The organism is Thioclava sp. DLFJ4-1, from assembly GCF_002020145.1.
GTDB lineage: Bacteria > Pseudomonadota > Alphaproteobacteria > Rhodobacterales > Rhodobacteraceae > Thioclava > Thioclava sediminum.
In genome coordinates, this window is record NZ_MPZT01000006.1 from 99,833 (window position 1) to 120,995 (window position 21,163).

Annotated in this window: 20 protein-coding genes; 14 read left to right on the forward strand and 6 right to left on the reverse strand. The window is 64.5% G+C overall.

The annotated features are described in order from the left end of the window. Window positions 1-126 precede the first annotated feature (126 nt). From BMI85_RS18150 to BMI85_RS18160, 3 genes are all read left to right on the forward strand, one after another. A complete protein-coding gene (locus tag BMI85_RS18150; protein WP_078602283.1) occupies window positions 127-1,272 on the forward strand; it encodes a phosphoserine transaminase in 1,146 nt (381 codons plus the stop codon). Window positions 1,273-1,342: 70 nt separating this feature from the next. Further along, window positions 1,343-2,938 (forward strand): phosphoglycerate dehydrogenase, encoded by a 1,596-nt coding sequence (gene serA / locus BMI85_RS18155; protein WP_078522305.1) that lies wholly within the window; start codon window positions 1,343-1,345, stop codon window positions 2,936-2,938. A 68-nt stretch (window positions 2,939-3,006) separates the two neighbouring features. Next, a complete protein-coding gene (locus BMI85_RS18160; RefSeq protein WP_078602284.1) occupies window positions 3,007-3,741 on the forward strand; it encodes a metallophosphoesterase family protein in 735 nt (244 codons plus the stop codon). Between the two features lie 3 nt (window positions 3,742-3,744). Here BMI85_RS18160 and BMI85_RS18165 read toward each other — a convergent pair whose 3' ends face one another. Continuing rightward, window positions 3,745-4,617: an MBL fold metallo-hydrolase gene (locus BMI85_RS18165; RefSeq protein ID WP_078602285.1), complete on the reverse strand. Its 873-nt coding sequence runs from the start codon at window positions 4,615-4,617 to the stop codon at window positions 3,745-3,747. A gap of 163 nt (window positions 4,618-4,780) precedes the next feature. Between BMI85_RS18165 and BMI85_RS18170 the strand changes: the two genes are divergently transcribed. After that, window positions 4,781-5,956: an acetyl-CoA C-acyltransferase family protein gene (locus BMI85_RS18170; protein ID WP_078602286.1), complete on the forward strand. Its 1,176-nt coding sequence runs from the start codon at window positions 4,781-4,783 to the stop codon at window positions 5,954-5,956. 141 nt (window positions 5,957-6,097) lie between these two features. Further along, a complete protein-coding gene (locus tag BMI85_RS18175) occupies window positions 6,098-8,311 on the forward strand; it encodes a response regulator (RefSeq protein WP_078602287.1) in 2,214 nt (737 codons plus the stop codon). Here BMI85_RS18175 and recQ read toward each other — a convergent pair. Together recQ and BMI85_RS18185 are read right to left on the reverse strand one after the other, a co-directional pair. Next, window positions 8,308-10,371, reverse strand: a complete 2,064-nt coding sequence (gene recQ, locus BMI85_RS18180) for a DNA helicase RecQ (RefSeq protein WP_078602288.1) — start codon at window positions 10,369-10,371, stop codon at window positions 8,308-8,310. The two genes, BMI85_RS18175 and recQ, sit on opposite strands and share 4 nt — an antisense overlap. Continuing rightward, window positions 10,371-10,670: a YggT family protein gene (locus BMI85_RS18185; RefSeq protein ID WP_075775346.1), complete on the reverse strand. Its 300-nt coding sequence runs from the start codon at window positions 10,668-10,670 to the stop codon at window positions 10,371-10,373. The genes recQ and BMI85_RS18185 overlap by 1 nt, the downstream gene beginning before the upstream one ends. Window positions 10,671-10,797: 127 nt before the next feature. Here BMI85_RS18185 and BMI85_RS18190 point away from each other — a divergent pair, with 127 nt between their 5' ends. From BMI85_RS18190 to dxs, 9 genes are all read left to right on the forward strand, one after another. Then, window positions 10,798-11,331 carry an acyl-CoA thioesterase gene (locus BMI85_RS18190; protein WP_078602289.1) on the forward strand — a complete coding sequence of 178 codons (534 nt, stop codon included), beginning with the start codon at window positions 10,798-10,800 and terminating at the stop codon, window positions 11,329-11,331. 103 nt (window positions 11,332-11,434) lie between these two features. Next, complete coding sequence (locus tag BMI85_RS18195) at window positions 11,435-12,790, forward strand: MFS transporter (RefSeq protein ID WP_078602290.1); 1,356 nt, start codon at window positions 11,435-11,437, stop codon at window positions 12,788-12,790. Next, complete coding sequence (mepA, locus tag BMI85_RS18200) at window positions 12,787-13,683, forward strand: penicillin-insensitive murein endopeptidase (protein ID WP_078602291.1); 897 nt, start codon at window positions 12,787-12,789, stop codon at window positions 13,681-13,683. Before BMI85_RS18195 ends, mepA begins: the two co-directional genes overlap by 4 nt. Further along, window positions 13,656-14,585 carry an esterase-like activity of phytase family protein gene (locus BMI85_RS18205; RefSeq protein WP_078602292.1) on the forward strand — a complete coding sequence of 310 codons (930 nt, stop codon included), beginning with the start codon at window positions 13,656-13,658 and terminating at the stop codon, window positions 14,583-14,585. Before mepA ends, BMI85_RS18205 begins: the two co-directional genes overlap by 28 nt. Before the next feature lie 87 nt (window positions 14,586-14,672). Then, on the forward strand, window positions 14,673-15,305 hold the full coding sequence (locus tag BMI85_RS18210) for a queuosine precursor transporter (protein WP_078602293.1): 633 nt from the start codon (window positions 14,673-14,675) through the stop codon (window positions 15,303-15,305). A 349-nt stretch (window positions 15,306-15,654) separates the two neighbouring features. Then, on the forward strand, window positions 15,655-16,050 hold the full coding sequence (locus BMI85_RS18215) for a c-type cytochrome (RefSeq protein WP_078522294.1): 396 nt from the start codon (window positions 15,655-15,657) through the stop codon (window positions 16,048-16,050). A 125-nt stretch (window positions 16,051-16,175) separates the two neighbouring features. Continuing rightward, window positions 16,176-16,412, forward strand: a complete 237-nt coding sequence (locus BMI85_RS18220) for an exodeoxyribonuclease VII small subunit (RefSeq protein WP_078522293.1) — start codon at window positions 16,176-16,178, stop codon at window positions 16,410-16,412. Continuing rightward, window positions 16,413-17,279: a polyprenyl synthetase family protein gene (locus BMI85_RS18225; RefSeq protein ID WP_078602294.1), complete on the forward strand. Its 867-nt coding sequence runs from the start codon at window positions 16,413-16,415 to the stop codon at window positions 17,277-17,279. Between the two features lie 19 nt (window positions 17,280-17,298). Beyond that, window positions 17,299-19,221, forward strand: a complete 1,923-nt coding sequence (gene dxs, locus BMI85_RS18230) for a 1-deoxy-D-xylulose-5-phosphate synthase (RefSeq protein WP_078602295.1) — start codon at window positions 17,299-17,301, stop codon at window positions 19,219-19,221. Window positions 19,222-19,263: 42 nt separating this feature from the next. On the opposite strand, the gene BMI85_RS18235 is transcribed toward dxs, so the two are convergent. The 3 genes from BMI85_RS18235 to fghA are packed head-to-tail and all read right to left on the reverse strand — an operon-like array spanning window position 19,264 to window position 21,159. Further along, window positions 19,264-19,881, reverse strand: coding sequence for an HAD family phosphatase (locus tag BMI85_RS18235; RefSeq protein WP_078602296.1), 618 nt, complete (start codon window positions 19,879-19,881; stop codon window positions 19,264-19,266). Next, the gene (locus BMI85_RS18240; protein ID WP_078602297.1) at window positions 19,874-20,332 is read right to left on the reverse strand and encodes a YaiI/YqxD family protein; all 459 of its coding nucleotides are present in this window, start codon (window positions 20,330-20,332) and stop codon (window positions 19,874-19,876) included. The genes BMI85_RS18235 and BMI85_RS18240 overlap by 8 nt, the downstream gene beginning before the upstream one ends. Further along, a complete protein-coding gene (fghA, locus tag BMI85_RS18245; RefSeq protein WP_078602298.1) occupies window positions 20,329-21,159 on the reverse strand; it encodes an S-formylglutathione hydrolase in 831 nt (276 codons plus the stop codon). The genes BMI85_RS18240 and fghA overlap by 4 nt, the downstream gene beginning before the upstream one ends. Window positions 21,160-21,163 lie beyond the last annotated feature (4 nt).

Sequence of the window (21,163 nt, forward strand, 5' to 3'; positions counted from 1 at the left end):
GTATCCGTGACCTGATGCGGCGCATTAGACCAAAAATTCTCCTTGCACCAGAGCGGGCGCGAGCGTATCTGCGGCGGCGGGACACCCTTCCCCAACGAAGGGCATATATCTGGAAGGATACCAGCAATGGCTATTCAAGCTCCGGCTACGCGGCCGGCAAACCCGCGTTTTTCTTCGGGCCCCTGCACGAAGATCCCCGGTTTCTCCCTCGACATGCTCAATGACGCGCCGCTGGGCCGTTCGCACCGTGCCGCTATCGGCAAGGCGAAGCTGAAAGAGGCGATCGACACCACCCGCGAAATTCTGGGCGTGCCCGCCGATTACCGCATCGGGATCGTGCCCGCCTCCGACACCGGCGCCGTCGAAATGGCGATGTGGTCGCTGTTGGGCGAGCGCAAGGCGACGATGGTCGCTTGGGAAAGCTTCGGCGCGGGCTGGGTGACCGACGTGGTCAAGCAGCTCAAGATCGAGGCCGAGACGAAGACCGCCGACTATGGCGATATCGTCGATTTCTCCACCATCGACTTCAACACTGACGTGGTTTTCACGTGGAACGGCACCACCTCGGGCGTGCGCGTCCCCAATGGCAATGCGATCCCGGCGGACCGTGAAGGCCTGACCATCTGCGACGCCACCTCGGCCGCTTTCGCGATGGACCTGCCGTGGGACAAGCTCGATGTCACCACCTTCTCCTGGCAGAAAGTGCTGGGCGGCGAAGGCGGTCACGGCGTGCTGATCCTGTCGCCCCGCGCCGTCGAGCGTCTGGAAAGCTACACCCCCGCCTGGCCGCTGCCGAAAATCTTCCGCATGACCAAGGGCGGCAAGCTGAATGAGGGCATCTTCAAGGGTGAGACGATCAACACCCCCTCGATGCTCTGCGTCGAAGATTACCTCGTTTCGCTTACTTGGGCGAAATCGGTGGGCGGGCTGAAAGGCCTCGTGGATCGCGCGACCGCCAACGCGAAAGTCGTCTGGGATTTCTGCGCTGAAAAGCCGTGGATCGCGAACCTTGCCAATGATCCGGCGACCGCGTCGACCACCTCGGTCTGCGTGAAGTTCACCGACGATCGCATCAAGGATGGCGCAGCCTTCGCCAAAGCCGTGGCCAAGCGGCTCGAGAACGAAGGCGTGGGCCTCGATCTCGGCGCCTATCGCGATGCGCCGGCGGGCCTGCGCATCTGGTGCGGCTCGACCGTCGAGACGGCGGATGTCGAGGCGCTGATGCCTTGGGTCGAATACGCCTTCGAGGCCGAGATCGCCGCGCAAGCGTGATCCGTGACAGATTGGCGGGCCTCCGGGCCCGTCCTTTCCCGATATTCTGAAAATTCAAGGAGCCCAGAAAATGGCCCCCAAGGTTCTCGTCTCCGACAAGCTCTCGGAAACCGCCGTCCAGATCTTCCGCGACCGTGGCATCGAGGTCGATTTCGAACCCTCGCTCGGCAAGGACAAGGAAAAGCTCGCCGAGGTGATCGGCAAGTATGACGGTCTCGCCATCCGCTCGGCCACCAAGGTCACGGCGAAACTGCTCGAAAGCGCGACTAACCTGAAAGTCGTCGGCCGCGCCGGTATCGGCACCGACAATGTCGACAAGGAAGCCTCGAGCAAGAAAGGCGTGATCGTGATGAACACGCCCTTCGGCAACATGATCACCACCGCCGAGCACGCCATTGCGATGATGTTCGCCGTTGCGCGCCAGATCCCCGAAGCCGATGCCTCGACGCAGGCCGGCAAATGGGAGAAGTCGAAATTCATGGGGGTCGAGCTGACCGCCAAGACCCTCGGCGTGATCGGTGCAGGCAATATCGGTGGCATCGTCTGCGACCGTGCGCGCGGCCTGAAGATGAAGGTCGTGGCCTATGACCCCTTCCTGAGCGAAGAGAAGGCGGCCAACATGGGCGTCGAGAAGGTCGAGCTGGACGAGCTGCTGCGCCGCGCCGATTTCATCACGCTGCACGTGCCGCTAACGGATTCGACCCGCAACATCCTCTCGAAAGAGAACCTGCAGAAAACCAAGCCCGGTGTGCGCATCATCAACTGTGCGCGTGGCGGTCTGGTCGACGAGCAGGCGCTGGCCGATCTCATCAAGTCGGGCCATGTCGCGGGCGCGGCCTTCGACGTCTTCGCCGAGGAACCGGCGACGGATAACGTCCTGTTCGGCCTGCCGAACGTGGTCTGCACGCCGCACCTCGGCGCATCGACCACCGAAGCGCAGGAAAACGTCGCCCTGCAAGTCGCAGAGCAGATGTCGAACTACCTGCTGGACGGTGCGGTCGAGAATGCGCTCAACATGCCCTCGATGACCGCCGAAGAGGCGAAAGTCATGGGCCCGTGGGTGAAACTCGCGCAGCACCTCGGCGGCTTCATCGGTCAGATGACCGAGGATGCGATCAAGGCGATCAACATCACCTTCGACGGTGTGGCGTCCGAGATGAACCTCAAGGCGCTCGACGCCGCCGTGGTTTCGGGCATCCTGAAAGCCAGCCAGCCGGACGTGAACATGGTCTCCGCGCCGGTCATCGCGAAAGAGCGCGGCATCCAGATCTCGACCACCTCGCAGGACCAGACCGGTATCTTCGAAGGCTACATCAAGGTCACCGTCGTCTCGGAAAGCAAGGAGCGCTCGATCGCGGGCACCGTGTTCTCGGATGGCAAGCCGCGCTTCATCCAGATCAAGGGCATCAACATCGACGCCGAAGTGGGCGAGCACATGCTCTACACCACCAATGACGACGTGCCCGGCATCATCGGCAAGCTCGGCACGATCCTCGGCGAGAAGGGCGTGAACCTCGCGAACTTCACTCTGGGTCGTTCGAAGCAGGGCGGCGAAGCGATCGCGATCGCCTATGTCGACGAGGCCGTCGGCCAGGACGTGGTCGACGCGCTGAAAACCTCGGGTGGCTTCAAGCAGGTCAAACCGCTGGAATTCGTCCTCGGCTGATCTAGCTGAACGGTTGAATCCGGGCCCTCCGCCGCGCGCGGGGGGCCTTTTCATTGGAAGGGACAGGCATGCGGACCTATGCGATCGGCGACATTCACGGACATCTCGACAAGCTCAAGCGCGCGCATGAGCTGATCGCGGCGGATCGCGCGGCATGCGGCGAGACAGAGGCCCCGATCGTGCATGTCGGCGATCTGGTCGATCGCGGGCCGGATTCTGCCGGGGTGATCGACTACCTGATGAAGGGTCAGCAACGCGGCGAGAACTGGATCGTGCTGCGCGGCAATCACGACCGGATGTTCCTCGGCTTTCTCGAGGATCCCTATACAGAAGACCCGATCCTGAGCTCGGAGGTCTCCTATCTCAATCCGCGCGTCGGCGGCGAGGCGACGCTGGAAAGCTACGGCATCTCCGACGCGTTCACCCGCCCGCTCGACGAGGTCGCAAAGGAACTATCGGCGATCCCGCAGGCCCATCGCGACTGGCTCGCGGGACAGCCCGCCCATTTCCCCCGCGGCGAGGCAATCTTCGTTCATGCGGGCATTCGCCCCGGCGTGGCGATGGAGGATCAGGTGGAGGATGACCTGCTGTGGATCCGCAAGCCTTTCCTGACCGACAGCCGCGACCACGGCGCGCTGATCGTGCATGGCCATACGAATATCAAGGCGGCCACCCATTACGGTAACCGCCTCAATCTCGATTCCGGCGCGGGCTACGGCCACCCGCTCTCGACCGCAGTCATCGAAGGCCGCGACGCGTGGTTACTCACGCCCGAGGGCCGGGCCGAACTGCCGCGCGGCTGAGCGTTACCGCGGCTCGAAATAGTCGAGCGGGATTTTCAGGTAAGACCGCCCGTCCCCCTCGGCCTCGGGCTTGCGCCCGCCGCGGATATTCACCTGCAACGCAGCCAGCATCAGTTTCGGCAGCGGCAGGGTCGCATCACGCTCTTCACGCGTCTTGATGTACTCCTCGCGGGTGATGCCGTCCTTGACGTGCTTGTTGCGCTTGCGGTGATCAGCCACGGTCGCGCCGGTCTGCGGCTCCTTGCCCTCGCCGGGATAGTCGTGCCCGATGAACAGCCGCGTCTCGGCGGGCAGATCGAGGATCGCCCGGATCGAATCCCACAGCTCGGCCGCGGAGCCGCCCGGAAAATCCGCCCGGCTCGTGCCGCTTTCGGGTTGCATCAGCGTATCATGCACGAAAGCCGCATCGCCCACGACATAGGTGATCGAGGCCAGCGTGTGCCCGGTCGACAGCATCACCTTCACATCGAGATTGCCGATCTTGAACGTCTCGCCCTCTGCGAACAGGTGATCCCATTGCCGCCCGTCCTGCGGCAGCTCGGGCGTGTTGTAGATCTCGGCCCAGAGGCTTTGCACCTTGCGCACGCGCTCGCCGATGCCGCGCTTGGCGTCCAATTTCTCGGCCAGCCAGACGGCGGAAGAAAAGTGGTCGGCATGGGGATGCGTATCGAGCACCCACTCCACATCGATCCCCTCGGCCTTTACGTAATCGAGGATTTTCTCGGCGTTGCCCAGCGTCGTAGCAGCGGCCTGATGGTCGTAATCCCAGACCGGATCGACCACGGCCCCCTTCATCGTATCGGGGTCGTGAAAGACGTATTGCCAGCTTCCGGTGGGTTTATCCCAGAACCCTTTGACGATCGGGGTGGCAGTCATGTCGGCCTCCTAGTCATATTCGTTTTCTAGAATGTGTCCCCTTGGCCGAGAGTTTCAACCCACCGCCCGGCCAAATGACGTCTCGTCATAACCGCGTGGCCCTTCTGGCGCGGGGTCAGCCCATTCGCTACCGTCGCGCCGACCCAAACATTGGAGGCTACCCATGACCGGTATCGTCATTCTCTCCGGCACCCGCACGCCTATCGGCACGTTCGGCGGCACGCTTTCCGGCTTCGCGCCGATCGACCTCGCCACCCATGTCTCGAAAGAGGCGATCTCGCGGGCGGGCGTATCGGCGGACAAGATCGGTCAGGTGGTCTTCGGCCATATCATCAACACCGAACCGCGCGACATGTATCTCAGCCGCGTGGCGGCGGTGAATGCAGGCGTCCCGGTCGGCACGCCCGCGATGAACGTGAACCGCCTTTGCGGCTCCGGCGTGCAGGCGGTCGTCTCGGCGGCGCAGATGCTGATGATGGGCGACGCCGATTTCGCGCTGGCAGGCGGCGCCGAGGTGATGAGCAAATCGCCCTATATCCTGCCCGCTGCCCGCTTCGGTCAGAAGATGGGCGACGCGAAGATGCTCGACATGATGACCGGCGCGCTCTCGTGCCCCTTCGGCACCGGCCATATGGGCGTGACCGCCGAGAACGTGGCCGCCGAGTGTTCGATTTCGCGCGAAGAGCAGGACGCCTTCGCGATGGAAAGCCAGGAGCGCGCGGCGAAAGCCATCTCGGAGGGCCATTTCAAGGAAGAGATCGCCCCCGTCGAGATCACCACGCGCAAGGGCACGACCGTCTTCGACACCGACGAGCACCCGAAACAGACGAGCCTCGAGAAGCTCGCCTCGCTCAAGCCGGTCTTCCAGAAGGACGGCTCGGTCACGGCGGGCAACGCCTCGGGCATCAATGACGGTGCAGCGGCACTGGTTCTGGCCCGCGAGGAGGCGGCGAAAGAGGCGGGTCTGACCCCGCGCGCCAAGATCACCGGCTACGCCATCGCGGGCGTCCGCCCCGAGGTGATGGGCCTCGGGCCGATCCCCGCCGTGCGCGCGCTGCTGGAAAAGACCGGAATGCAGGCCTCCGATTTCGACTGGATCGAGAGCAACGAAGCCTTTGCCTCGCAGGCGCTGGCCGTCTCGCGCGAGCTGGGTCTGGATGCGTCGAAGGTGAACCCCGATGGCGGTGCGATCGCGCTCGGCCACCCGGTCGGCGCCACCGGCGCGATCCTGATCGTGAAGGCGCTGCACGCGCTGGAGCGCACCGGCGGCAAGCACGGCCTCGTCACCATGTGCATCGGCGGCGGCCAAGGCATCGCGCTCTCGATCGAGCGTCTCTGAGATACATCTCCAAAGCCAAGCGGGCGGGCAATCCATAGCAATTTAAGGATTTTCCCGCCCGCCCATCATCGCGGTTAACCCGCCTTTCACGCAGCACTGCAACTCTGCCTCCCGGACCATACGGGGGGCTTTGCCGCGTCCATGCACAAGGCGATCGCAGAGAAACTGGCACAGGAACGCCGCGGACGGCTCGCGGCGGAAAAACTGTTGGAGCAGAAGCGTCAGGAGCTCTTCGCCGCCAACCAGAAGCTGGCCCAGCACGCGCGCATGCTCTCCGATCAGGTGGTGGAGCAGCGCGAGGGCCTCGCCCGTGCGCTCAGCGAACGCGAAACCCTGCTGGGCGAGAACAGCCGCGTGCGCGACGATCTCGAGCGGGCCAATTCACTCGCCCAGATCGCGCAGGCACGGCTCTGGCATGCGGTCAATTCGATCTCGGACGGCTTCGCGGTCTTCGACAGCGACCTGCGCCTCGTCGCCGCCAACGAACTGTTTCTGGCCTTCTTCGAGGGGGAAATCGCGATCGGCCCCGGCGTCTCATATGACGAGGTGACGCGCATCGCGGCAGAGAGCGGCTTCTTCGACCTGCAGGGGCGCGACCCGCTCGATTGGCATTTCGAGATGTGCGAACGCATCCGCCGCACCGACATCCCCCCGATGGAGCTGCGCACGCAGGATGGCCGCTGGTTCCGGCTCAACGACACATGGGGCGCACAGGGCGATCTCGTCACCTTCGCACAGGACATCACCGGCGCCGTCGCGCGCGAGGTCGAACTGCGCGAGGCCCGCGACCGGGCGGAGGCGGCGAACCGCGCGAAATCCGCCTTCCTCGCCAATATGAGCCACGAAATCCGCACCCCGATGAACGGCGTCGTCGGCATGGCGGACCTGCTGGCCGAGACCGATCTGACCGAGGAACAGCGCCTGTTCGCCGAGACCATCCGGTCTTCGGGCGAGGCGCTTCTGACCATCATCAACGACGTTCTGGATTACTCGAAGATCGAGGCGGAGCGGATGCGGCTTTACCCCGAGCCCTTCGATCTGGAGCGGTGCCTGCACGAGGTCATGGTGCTGTTGCAGCCCTCCGCCAAGGATCGCGAGGTGAAGCTGCTGGTGGATTACGACCTGTTCCTGCCCACCCGCTTCGAGGCCGATCCCGGCCGAATGCGGCAGATCCTGACCAACCTTCTGGGCAATGCGGTGAAATTCACCGATGCCGGTCACGTCCTCGCCCGCGTCGTGGGGGTCGAACGCGAGGCCGGTCACTACGAGCTGCACATCACCGTCGAAGACACCGGCATCGGCATCGCGCCCGAGCTGCTCGATCACGTCTTCGGCGAGTTCAATCAAGTCGAGACCGAGACCAATCGCAAATTCGAAGGCACCGGGCTTGGCCTCGCGATCACCCGCCAACTGGTGGAGCTGATGGGCGGCGAGGTCTGGGTGGACAGCGTACTTGGCGAAGGCTCGTGCTTTGGCCTGAAGGTGGTGCTGCCCCGCGCCGAACTGGTCGAGCCGATCGACGCCCCCTCCCCGCCGATAACGCTGCGCGCGGCGCTGGTCGTCGATGATCTTCTGGTCAATCGCGTCATTCTGGAGCGGCAGTTGCAGACCTACGGGCTGGAGGTCACGCTTTGCCGCTCGGGCGAGGAAGCGTTGCAGGTGATCGAGGATGGCAGCGCCTTCGACGTGATCCTGACCGATCACCAAATGCCCGCGCTCGACGGGGTCGCGCTGGCGCAGAGGCTTCGGGCGGATGGCGGTGACGTGCCGATCCTGCTGCTCAGTTCCGACCCCGTGGCTGCAAAGGCCACGATGGGCGAGGGTATCACCGGCTGTCTGCAAAAACCGGTGCTGCGCTCAGAACTGTTCCGCGCATTGCAGGACCTGTCGCGGGCGGCCGATGCCACGCCTGATCCGCCGCCCCCCGGCCCGCCACCAGAGCTGACCGAGCGGCGCGCGATGCGCGTTCTCGCCGCCGAGGATAACCGCACCAATCAGCTGGTCTTTTCCAAGATGGTGAAGGATCTCGATATCGATCTGCGCTTCGCCAATAACGGCCATGAGGCGGTCGCGCTGTGGCGCAGCTTCCAGCCCGATCTGATCTTCATGGACATCTCGATGCCCGGCATGGACGGGCGCGAGGCGGCGCGCAAAATCCGGGCCGCGGAAGGCGCCGCGCATGTGCCGATCTGCGCGCTGACCGCCCATGCGATGGAGGGCGACAGCGAGGGCATCCTTGCCGCCGGGATCGATCACTACCTGACCAAGCCCCTGAAAAAGCGTGAGATTACCGAACGCATCTTGTCGGACCGCCCCGCAGATGCGCGCCCGCCCGCGATCGACCAACCCGCCTAGCGGTAGTCGGCCAGCACCGCCAGGAACGCCTCGGCAAATCGGTCGAGCTTCGCCTCGGGCAGGTTCGAAATCCGGGCGAGGTCATCGCGCGAGCGCGGCTTCGTCTCAGCGATCTTGCGGATCGTCGAGGCCGAACAGGAGAGCGGGCGATCATAGCCGTCCGCGCCGCGTTCGAGATTTCGCTGCGCGTCGGCCAGACGGTCGTAAATCTCCCCCTCGGTCGAGCCTGCCAGCTTGCGGCGCAGCGGGTGCATCTCTTCCACCGCGCCGGCGATCACCTCCAGAAACTCCGTGCCATAGCTTTCCAGTTTCTTCGCACCGACACCGCTGATCCCGGCCATCTCGTCGAGCGTCCCGGGGCGTTTCTCGGCCATCTCGATCAGGGTGCGATCGGTGAAAACGACATAGGCGGGCACGCCCTGCGCCTCGGCCAGCGCGCGCCGCTTCGCCTTCAGTGCCGACAGCAGCGGCGCGTCGTCGTCGCTCACCAGCGTCCGCACGACATGCTTGGTCTTCGCCTTCGCCACCAGATCGCGGCGCAGGGTGATCGACTGCTCGCCGCGCAGGATCGGATGGGCGGTCTGGGTCATCACCAGCGCGCCGTGCCGCGCAGCGTCGGGCCGGATCAGGTCATGCCCCATCATCTGCCGGAACACCGCCTGCCATTGCGGACGGCTCAGATCGCGCCCGACCCCGTAGGTCGGCAGCTTGTCATGGCCCCATTGTTTGATCTTGTCGGTCTGCGAGCCCAGCAGAATTTCGATCAGATGCCCCGCGCCGAACCGTTCTTCCGAGCGTAGCGCAGCCGACAGCGCCTTGCGCACGGCCTCGGTCCCGTCGAACACCTCGGGCGGCGTATCGCACAGATCGCAATGCCCGCAGGGCGCGGCCTCTTCACCGAAATAGCGCAGCAGCTTCACCCGGCGGCATTCGGTCGCCTCGGCCAGACCGAGCAGCGCGTTCAGACGTCCGTGATCGGCCTCCTTGCGCTCGGGCGGGGCGAGCCCTTCGTCGATCTGGGACCGGCGCAGCTTGATGTCGTCGGGCCCGTAAAGCGTCAGCGTCTCGGCGGCGGCGCCATCGCGACCGGCGCGGCCGATTTCCTGATAATAAGCCTCGATGCTTTTCGGCAGATCGGCATGGGCGACCCAGCGGATATCGGGCTTGTCGACGCCCATCCCGAAGGCGACCGTCGCGACCACGATCAGCCCGTCTTCCTGCTGAAAACGGGTCTCCACGGCGCGGCGGTCATCCGCCTCCATCCCGCCGTGATAGTGACAGGCCAGATGCCCGGCCTCGGACAGCGCCTTGGCCAAGCTCTCGGTCTTCGCCCGCGTCCCGCAATAGACGATGCCGGACTGCCCTTTGCGCGCTGAGGCGAAACGCAGAATCTGCTGGCGCGGCTGATCCTTGGGCGAAAACGCCAGATGAATATTCGGACGGTCGAAGCCACGCAGGAAGCTTTCCGGCGGCTGCCCGTCGAACAGGCGCGTGACGATCTCGGTCCGGGTTTCTTCGTCGGCGGTCGCGGTGAAGGCCGCGAGCGGCACGCCGAGGCTGCGGCGCAACTCGCCGATGCGCAGGTAATCGGGGCGGAAATCATGGCCCCATTGGCTGACGCAATGCGCCTCGTCCACCGCGATCAGGCTGACGCCTGCCCGCTTCAGCAGATGCTGCGCCCCGCCCGAGGCCAGACGTTCGGGCGCCATGTAGAGTAGCTTCAGCCGCCCCTCATCGATCGCGGTGAAGATCTCTTCGGTCTCTTCCTCGGTATTGCCCGAGGTCAGCGCGCCCGCCTCGACGCCGGCCTGTTTCAGCGCGCGCACCTGATCGCGCATCAGCGCGATCAGCGGCGAGATCACCACCGTCACGCCCTCGCGCGCCAGTGCAGGCAATTGATAACACAGGGATTTCCCGCCACCCGTCGGCATGATCGCCAGCACGTTCCGGCCGTCGATCACCGCGCGCACGATCTCTTCCTGACCGGGCCGGAAGGCGTCGAACCCCCAGACCCGCGCCAGTAGCTCTGCGGGGGCTTCGGCTGCCGCAGCCGCTGGCATCAGAAGCTGTTGCCGTAGAAGAAGGCCGCGTTGTTGAACAGCGCCTGACGGATGATGATCAGGATGATGAAGGCCACCAGCGGCGCCAGATCGAGCCCGCCCGTGTCGGGCAGGAAGCGCCGGATGCGCCCGTAGATCGGCTCCAGCAGGTTATTCAGACCGAACCAGATTTGCGCCACCAAGGGTTGGCGCAGGTTCAGCACCTGAAAATTGATAAGCCAGCTCATGATGATATGGGCGATCATGACGAACCAGATGACGTTCAGGATCAGCACCAGGGCCTGAAAGAGCGTGACCATCGAAACCTCCGCTTTGGATCGCAAAGACAGGTAAGCGAGGCGCCGCGGCATTGCAACCGCAGGCTGGCGCGCATTTTCCGTAACGTCTCTCTTGACCGCCCCGCTGCGGCGCAGCACCTCTTGGCGCATGTATCCCGTTATCCGCATGGCCAAAGAGATCGTGAAGTTCCGCAACGCCCCGGCGTTGCCGATCACGGGCACCCATGTCAGCCAGCATATCTGCTGGCCGTGGGACATCGACCTGTGGATGGAGCTCAACAACGGGCGCACGCTGACGCTCTTTGATCTGGGGCGGATTCCGCTCGCGATCCGCACCGGGCTCTGGGACGCGCTCAAGCGCAACAAATGGGGCATCGTGGTCGCCGGGAACACCACGCGGTATCGCCGCCGGGTGCAGGCCTTCCAGAAAATCGAGATGCGCTCGCGCTGCCTCGGCTGGGACGATCGCTGGATCTGGCTCGAACATGCGATGTTCACGAAGGACGGCGAGTGCACTTCGCATGTGCTGATCCGCGGGGCGGTGACCTCCAAGAAAGGTATGATCCCGCCCGCGCAGGTTCTCGCCGAGATGGGGCAGGATGCGACCTCGCCGCCGCTTCCCGAATTCGTGACCGCCTGGGCCGAGGCCGACCACAAGCGCCCCTGGCCGCCGCAGATGTAACACTGCCGCCAGCGCGGCCTGCCTAACCCGTCGAAACCCTTGCCAGATCGTCCCTTTTCGGGCTTGATCGCCGCAATTACTGGCGCGGCGGGGAGAGGGCGACATGATCACGGCAAAGAAACGCATCTGGGGCTGGTGGTTCTTCGACTGGGCGAGCCAACCCTATAACACGCTGCTGGTCACCTTCATCTTCGCTCCCTTCGTGAAAGACCTGATGGGCTCGGGCACGGCGGCGCAGACCGTCTGGGGCTATGGCGTCGGCATCGCCGGGATCCTGATCGCGCTCGGCTCGCCCTTCCTCGGTGCGGTCGCGGACCGCTCGGGACGGCGGATGCCGTTCATCTGGGTCTTCTCGGTGATGTATGTGCTGGGCGCATGGGGCCTGTGGTATGCGGTGCCGGGCGATTTCAAGCTGATGGCGATCATGATCAGCTTCGCCATCGGCATGATCGGCATGGAATTCGCGACCACCTTCACCAATGCGATCCTGCCTGACCTCGGGCCCCGCGAAGAGATCGGGCGCATCTCCGGCTCGGGCTGGGCGTTCGGCTATATCGGCGGGATGATCACGCTGTTCATCATGCTCCTGCTGCTGCAGGCGAGCCCGACGACCGGGAAGACGATGCTGGGGATCGACCCGCTCTTCGGCCTCGACGTCGCCACGCGAGAGGATACCCGCGCGGTCGGGCCGCTCACCGCGATCTGGTACGCGGTCTTCATGATCCCCTTCTTCTTCTGGGTGCGCGAGCCGCGCAAACCCGACGCGCTGCCCATCGGCACGGCGCTGCGCGGCGCTTGGCCGGAACTGCGCGCGACGCTGCGCGCGCTGCCGCGCCGGCGCTCGCTGACCTCGTTCCTGCTCAGCTCGATGTTCTACCGCGACGCGCTCAACGGCATCTACACTTTCGGCGGGCTTTATGCGGCGGGCGTGTTGAACTGGTCGATCACGCTGATCGGCATCTTCGGCATCCTCGGCACGATCACCGGGGCGACCTTCGCATGGCTCGGCGGCAAGGCCGATGACCGCTGGGGGCCGCGCACGGTCATCATCACCTCGCTGGTGATCCTGACGCTGGTCGTGATCGGCATCGTGATGATCTCGCGCGAAAGCGTCTTCGGGATGGCCGTCACCCCCGACAGCAAACTGCCCGACATCGCCTTCATGGTGCTGGGCGGGATGATCGGGGCCTGCGGCGGCGCGCTGCAATCGGCCTCGCGCACGATGATGGTCCGTCAGGCCGACCCGGAAAAGATCACCGAGCATTTCGGCCTCTACGCGCTTTCGGGCAAGGCCACGGCCTTCATCGCGCCGCTCGCCATCGGGATCACGACGCAGATAAGCGGAAATCAGTCGACGGGCATCACACCGATCATCGTTCTTTTGCTTTTGGGGCTGGTCCTGCTAGGATTCGTGAGAAGTCACGGAGACCCAGCGCCCGAAGGACCCCCCACATCATGATCGCGAAATTTCTCGTCGCCGCTCTTTCTTTCAGCCTTATTTCTGCGCCCACATTCGCCGAACCGCTCGCCCGCCAACTTTTCGGCTCCAAGGCGGATGCTTCGGCGCAGGCGCCTTCGGCCATCGGGTTTTACTCGCGTGGCTGCGCCGCAGGCCTGCAGCGCATGCCCGAGAGCGGGCCGACCTGGCAGGCGATGCGCCTGTCGCGCAACCGCAACTGGGGCCAGCCCGCGATGCTGACCTACCTGCAGGATCTGTCGCGCTACGCGGCCTCGCTGCCGGGCTGGAACGGGCTCTATATCGGTGACATTTCCCAACCGCGCGGCGGTCCGATGACGGGCGGCCATGCGAGCCACCAGATCGGGCTGGATGCCGATATCTGGATGCTGCCCGCGACGAACCTGAATCTCAGCCGCACCCAGCGGGAGAAAATCTCCTCGATCTCGGTGCGCACCGCCGATCAGCGCCACACCAATTCCAACTGGACGCCGCAGCATCTCGCGCTGATGCGCCACGCCGCCGCCGATCCGCGCGTCGACCGTATCTTCGTCGCCGCCGCCGTGAAGATCGCGATGTGCAACACGGTGCCGCGCAACGATCGCGCATGGCTGCAGAAGATCCGCCCGATGTACGGCCACAACACCCATTTCCACGTCCGCCTGAAATGCCCGCCCGGTGCGCGCTATTGCGAGACGCAGAAACCGACCGTGGCGCAGCTCTCGAAGGGAGGCGATGGCTGTGACGACACGCTGAACTGGTGGGTGACCGATTACCTCAACCCGCCGAAGACCGCGGCCAAGCCCAAGCCGAAAGGGCCGCCGAAGAAAAACGCCAAAACCTACGTCATGTCGGACCTGCCCAACCAATGCCGCGCCGTTCTTACCTCGCGCTGATTGCAGGTGCGGGGCTGGCCATTCTCGGAGGGCTCGCGCCCGCCGGGCCGCATCCCCGCGCGCAATTCCTGCAAAGCTATCACTGGACCATGCCGGGCGTGTTCGTCTTCGGCGGGTTTTCAGGGCTCGAGCTGGGACCGGACGGAGGCGATTTCGTCACCCAGTCGGATCGCACGACCATCTGGCGCGGGCATCTCGATCGCGACGCAGCCGGCCAGATCAAGGACGTGAGGGTCACCCAAGGGCCGAACTGGCTGCACAGCTCCAAGGGAGAGGCGTTGACCCGTCATCTGGGTGACAGCGAAGGCTTGGCGCTGGCGCCGGACGGCTCGGTCTATATCTCCTTCGAGGGGCTGGCGCGGGTGTCGCATTTTCCGACCGATGGCGGCCCGGCCGAGTTGCTGCCACGCCCGGATGCCTTTGCGAAGATGCAGAACAACTCCTCGCTCGAGGCGCTGGCGATCGACGATCAGGGCACGCTCTACACGATGCCCGAACGCTCGGGCGCGAAAGACAGGCCCTACCCGGTCTGGCGCTATCGCGACGGGAAATGGGATCAACCCTTCGCCATCCCGCGCTCCGAGAACTGGCTGCCGGTCGGTGCGGATTTCGGCCCCGATGGCCGCTTCTACCTGCTGGAGCGCGACTTCTGGGGGCTCTTGGGCTTTCGGACGCGCGTTCAGGTCTTCGACATCAACGGCGACTCGATTTCGGGCGGCGAGGTTCTTCTGGAAACCGGCGCCGGGCGTCACGACAATCTCGAGGGCCTTTCGGTCTGGCGCGACGACAGCGGCGCGATCCGCCTGACGATGATTTCCGACGACAATTTCCGGTTCCTGCAGCGCACCGAGATCGTGGAATACGTCCTGCCTGAGACGCGCCGCACCGCCAAAAAGGATTGACGCAACGCGTTCGAGCGCGTATCGCGCGCCCTTGCCCGGAGGGTTCCGGGCCATGTCTCCGCTACCATGTAAAAACGGTTGAACATCATGACCCGCTATATTCCTGGCATCATTGCCATGGCCATCATCGTCGTGGCCTCGAACATCCTGGTGCAATTCCTCGTCGGCGACTGGCTGACCTGGGGCGCCTTCACCTACCCTTTCGCCTTCCTCGTCAATGACGTGATGAACCGCGTCTACGGCCCGGGTGCTGCGCGCCGCGTGGTCGCCGCCGGCTTCGTCGTGGGCGTGATCTGCTCGCTCATCGGCAGCCAGATCATGCTGCAGGGCGACGGCTACACCTATCCGGCCGTCACGCTGCGCATCGCGCTCGGCTCCGGCGCGGCCTTCCTCGTGGCGCAGATGACCGACATCTTCGTCTTCGACAAGCTGCGCGACGGCGTCTGGTGGCGTGCCCCCGCGATCTCGACCCTGATCGGCGCCTCGCTCGACACGCTGATCTTCTTCTCGGTCGCCTTCTCGAGCGCGCTCATCTTCCTCGAGCCGTCGAATGACGTGTCCTGGGCCAATGAAACCCTGCCCCTGTTGGGCTTCGGGCCGACGGTGCCGCTCTGGGTGTCGCTGGCCACCGCAGACTGGCTTGTCAAACTTGCCCTGACTTTGATCGCACTGCTGCCTTTCAAGGCACTTGTTACGAAACTTTCTCCAAGGATTGCGTAATTTTTCTTGCCACACACAAAATCTGTGGCACGCTGTGGATAACGGCAACGCATGAAAGGAGGTGGTCCAGTGTCTAGAGTGATAGTGGAGAGAGGTGTCGGGACAGTGAGGGGGGCCGTGGCCTGAGGGCAAACCCTGGGGCAAAGAACCCTGACTGGGACGGCTGGATCCTTCGGACCCTAACCGGACCATCTCCGTAGATCTCGGAGGGCCATCTCGAACAGAGATGGCCCTTTTCGTGGGGCGTTCCTTAGCAAAAAGGAGCGCCCTTCGTCATTGACGTCGATCATCGACTCGGCCTCATTTCGCGCCCAACCTTCCTATGCGTCAACTTGTGTGGGAGGACACTATGCGCTTCACTTACCTCATCGCCGCGGCCTGTCTCGCCGCGACCCCGGCCATCGCTCAGGACGGCGATGTCGGCAAAGCTCTCTACGGCCAATATTGCGCCAGTTGTCATGGCGACGATGGCACGGGCACCGGGCCGATGGCAGAATATCTGAACGTGAAACCCGCCGATCTGACCGGCCTTGCCGCCGCCAATGACGGCGAGTTCCCGATGCTCAAGGCGATCCACATCATCGACGGACGCACAGGCGTGCGGGCGCATGGCGGGCCGATGCCGGTCTTCGGCGATGTGTTCATGGAACAGGGCGGGCATGGTGCGCCGTATTACACCGACGTTCTGGCCACACGCGGGCGCGTCCTTTCACTCGCGACATATCTCGAGTCGCTTCAGAAATAGGCGATAAGACGTTCACGATAGCACCGGTCTCGCGGGGTGATCTCGACTCCGCGAGCCGGATATGGTTTGCAGGAACCCGGGCGTCAGAGCCTTATTGGACGACATATCACCGGGAATGCAGATTGATGAGCGATATTGACGCGTTGAGCTTCGAAGAGGCGATGAAGGCTCTCGAGGAAGTCGTGGGCAAACTGGAACATGGCGACGTGCCCCTGGACGAGTCGATCAAACTCTATGAGCGCGGCGCCAAGCTGAAAGAGCATTGCGCCAAGCTTCTGAAAGAGGCCGAGGCGCGCGTTGAGAAAATCACGCTCAATGCCGACGGCGCTCCGAAAGGCACGACCCCCGCCGAAGGTCTGTAAATGTTCACCTCCCGTTTGAAAGAGGTGCAGACGACCGTTCAGGTCGCGCTCGATGCCGCCGTGGCGCGCCAGCCCGAGGGGCCGCTGCGCGCCCCGATGCATTACGCGCTGCAGGGCGGCAAACGCCTGCGCGCCTTCCTCGCAATCGAAAGCGCCGCGATCTTCGGCATCCCGGAGGCGCAGGCGATGCCCGCCGCCGCCGCGGTCGAGGCGCTGCACGCCTATAGCCTCGTGCATGACGACCTGCCCTGCATGGATGACGACGATCTGCGCCGCGGCCAGCCGACGATTCACGTTAAATGGGACGAAGCGACCGCCGTGCTGACCGGCGACGTGTTGCAGACGCTTGCGTTCGAGCTTTGCGCCGATCCCGTCCTCGGCCCGGCAGAGCGGCGCATCGCGCTCAGCCTCGCGCTTGCGAAAGCCTCCGGCGCAGCCGGCATGGGCCACGGTCAAGCGCTCGACATCGCGGCGGAAAGTGCCACCGATCCGCTCTCGCTCAGCCAGATCACCGCGCTGCAGGCGGGCAAGACCGGGGCGCTGATCTCGTTCGCCTCGCGCAGCGGCGCGATCCTCGCGGGCGAGGACGAGGGCCCCCTCAGCGATTTCGCCGATGCGGTCGGTCTGGCCTTTCAAATTCACGATGACATCCTAGATGTGACGGGTTGCGAAAAGGCCGCCGGGAAACGGGTCGGCAAGGATGCCGAGGCCGGAAAAGCCACCTTCGTTTCGCTGCTCGGCCTCGCCGGTGCGCGGCTTCGGGAGGGCGAGCTGATCGAGCAAGCCATAGACGCGCTTTCGCCTTACGGCGAGGAAGCGGAAAACTTGCGGGCCGCTGCGCGTTTCGTTATCTCCCGCGAGATGTAGCGCGCCTAGGGGGCAGCCAATGAGCGATAACCCGAACGACCAAACGGCAACGCCGCTCCTCGACAAGGTGCGACTGCCGTCCGATCTGAAAGGCCTTTCCGATCCCGAGCTGAAAACGCTCGCCACCGAATTGCGCGCCGAGACCATCTCGGCCGTGTCGCAAACCGGCGGGCATCTGGGTGCGGGTCTGGGCGTGGTCGAGTTGACGGTCGCGCTACATGCCGTGTTCGACGCGCCGCGCGACAAGATCGTCTGGGACGTGGGCCACCAGTGCTACCCGCACAAGATCCTGACCGGGCGCCGCGACCGCATCCGCACGCTGCGCACCAAGGGCGGGCTGTCGGGTTTCACCAAACGCTCGGAGTCGCCCTACGATCCGTTCGGCGCGGGCCATAGCTCCACTTCGATTTCGGCCGCGACCGGTTTCACCATGGGCCGCGAGCTGGGTGCCGAGACCGGCGACGCGATTGCCGTGATCGGTGACGGCGCGATGTCGGGCGGCATGGCTTTCGAGGCGATGAACCACGCGGGCCACCTGGGCAAACGCATGTTCGTCGTGCTCAACGACAACGAGATGTCGATCGCCCCGCCCGTCGGCGCGCTGTCGTCCTACCTCACCCGGCTTTATTCCGAGGCCCCGCTGCAGGACCTGAAATCCGCCGCCAAAGGCGCGGTCGGTCTGCTGCCCGTTCCGTTCCAGCAAGGCGCGCGCCGGGCGAAGGAAATGCTCAAGGGCATCGCCATGGGCGGCACCCTGTTCGAGGAGCTCGGCTTCTCCTATGTCGGCCCGGTCGATGGCCACGATCTCGACCAGCTGCTGCCGCTTCTGCGCACGCTCAAGGCCCGCGCGACCGGTCCGGTCCTGATCCACGCGGTGACGAAAAAGGGCAAGGGCTACGGCCCGGCCGAGAACCGCCCCGATGGCGGACATGCCACCGCGAAATTCGATCTCAGCACCGGCGAGCAGAAGAAATCGCCCTCCAACGCGCCGAGCTACACCAAGGTCTTCGCCGAAAGCCTGATCAAGGAAGCCGCGAAAGACGAGAAGATCGTCGGCATCACCGCCGCCATGCCCGACGGCACGGGGCTGAAGCAATTCGCGGGCGTCTATCCGCGCCGCTGTTTCGACGTGGGCATCGCCGAGCAGCACGCCGTCACCTTCTCGGCCGGTCTCGCCGCCTCGGGAATGAAACCGTTCTGCGCGATCTACTCGACCTTCCTGCAACGCGGGTACGACCAGATCGTGCATGACGTCGCGATCCAGCGCCTGCCCGTGCGCTTCGCGATCGACCGCGCCGGTCTGGTGGGCGCGGATGGCGCGACTCATGCGGGCTCGTTCGATGTGGGCTTCATGTCCTCGCTGCCCGGCATGGTCGTAATGGCCGCCGCCGACGAGGCCGAGCTGGTCCACATGGTCGCCACCGCCGCCGCCCATGACGAAGGCCCGATCGCATTCCGCTATCCGCGCGGCGAAGGCATGGGCGTCGACATGCCCGAAGAAGGCGTGCCGCTGGAAATCGGCAAGGGCCGGATGATCGCGGAAGGCGCGCGCGTCGCGATCCTGTCCTATGGCACCCGTCTGGCCGAAGTGCTGAAAGCGCGCGAGGCGCTGCAGGCCCGCGGCCTTGCGCCGACCGTCGCCGATGCACGTTTCGTCAAACCGCTCGACACCGATCTGATCGACCGGCTGGTGGCCGAGCACGAGGCGCTGATCTGCATCGAGGAAGGCGCGATCGGCGGCTTCGGCAGCCATGTCGCGCAATACCTGTCGGATCAGGGCGTCTTCGATCACGGGTTCAAGTTCCGCTCGATGGTCCTGCCCGACACGTTCATCGACCACGCCTCGCCTGAGGACATGTATCACTCGGCGGGCATGGATGCGCCGCAGATCGAGGCGAAGGTGCTCGAGCTTCTGGGCGTCGCGGTCGCGAAACGCGCCTGAGATAAGTTTTTCTTATTTTCGGGGCGGCTGCATAAGTTGAATTTATGCGGCCTCCGCCTCTTCCAGCAGCCCTTCCTCGACCAGCCGCCGCGCCCAGCCCTCCGGCCCGTCGAACAGGTGCGTCTTCCAGCCAAACGTGTGCGCGGTCGCGATATTGTCGGCACGGTCATCGGTGAAGATCAGATCCGAGCCAGACACCCCCGACGCGTCCTCGACCATCTGATAGATCTTCGGATCGGGCTTCGTGACGCCCATATGGCCCGAGATGAAATCCCGGTCGAAATCGCGCAGGAACGGGTAATGCGTGGCCGCGAAATCGTAGCTTTGAATCCCGAAATTCGTCAGCGAGAAAACCGGCATCCCCTTGGCCTGCAAGGATTTCATCAGGCGTAGCGAATGCGGGATCTCGGGTGCGGCCATCTCGATCCAGTCGTCGTGCCAGCGCCGGATCGCATCGCGCCAGCTCGGGTATTTCTCGGCCCATGCGTAGATCGTCTCGCGGAACGGCGCGCCGCGGTCGATCTCATCATTCATGCCGTGCAGATCGACCTCCGCGAACATCTGCTCGCGGGTCTCGCGCGGCATGATCCGGTCGTAATGCCGCTCCGGCTGCCATTCGATCAGCACGTTGCCGATGTCGAAGATAACTGCCTTAACCATTCTTAACCTCTCTTGCTGCCGCCCGCGCGACCCGGTCGAGCGCATCCGAGAACCGCGCCCGGTCGGCCTTGGAAAACGGTTTCCCGCCGCCCTGCCGGAACGGATCGGCGGAGCGCAGATCCGCCATCAAATCCCGTGTTGCCAGGACGTTACCGATATTGGCGGGGGTCAGCGCCTCACCATCGGGGCGCAGCACCCGCGCGCCCGCTTCGACGCATTTCGCCGCCAGCGGAATATCATTGGTGATGACCACATCGCCGACTGTCGCCCGCTCGGCGATATACATATCGGCCACGTCCGGCCCCTGATCGACATAGACCATCTCGACCAGCGGATTGGGCGAGGGCCGCAGCCCGCCATTGGAGACAAGCATCAGCTTGACGCCGAGACGGGTCGCGACCTTCTCGGCCTCGGTCTTCACCGGGCAGGCATCCGCGTCGACCCAGATCACGCCCAGAGCGCCTCGGCGTGGAACTCGATGTGATCGGGAATGAAGGTCGAGACGAAATAGTAGCTGTGATCGTAACCTTCCTGAATCCGGAAGGTGCCGGGCTGACGGCGCGCTGCCATCGCCTCGGCCAGTGCCTCGGGCTTCAGGAGATCGAGGAACTGGTCCGAGCCGCCTTGGTCGATCAGCATTTCGCCCGCAAATCCGCGCTCGCGGACCAGTAGCGTCGCGTCATGCGCGGCCCAAGCGGACTCGTTGTCGCCCAGATAGGCGCTGAACTGCTTGCGGCCCCAATCGCTTTGCGTCGGGTGCGCGATCGGCGCGAAGGCCGAGACCGAGCGGAAACGCTCAGGCAGCGACATCGCCAGCGTCAACGCACCGTGCCCGCCCATCGAATGGCCGGTGATTGCCTGCCGCTCGGGGTCGATATCGAAAGCGGCGTCGATGGCGTTCGGCAGTTCCTCGGCGATGTAATCCCACATCCGGAAATGCGGCGCCCACGGGTCCTGCGTCGCGTTGACATAGAAGCCCGCGCCTTGGCCCAGATCGTAATCCTCGTGGTTGGCCACGCCTTCGCCGCGCGGCGAGGTGTCGGGGAAGACGAGCGCGATCCCGTGCTCTGCCGCGAAAGCCTGCGCGCCCGCCTTGGTCATCGCGTTCTCATGGGTGCAGGTCAGCCCCGAGAGATACCACAGCACCGGCACCGGCCCGTCCTCGGCTTCGCGCGGCAGGAACAGCCCGAAGGTCATTTCGCAATCATTGACCTTCGATGCGTGCGAATAGACGCCTTGGACGCCTCCGAAACAGCGGTTTTCCGAGATCGTTTTCATCAAA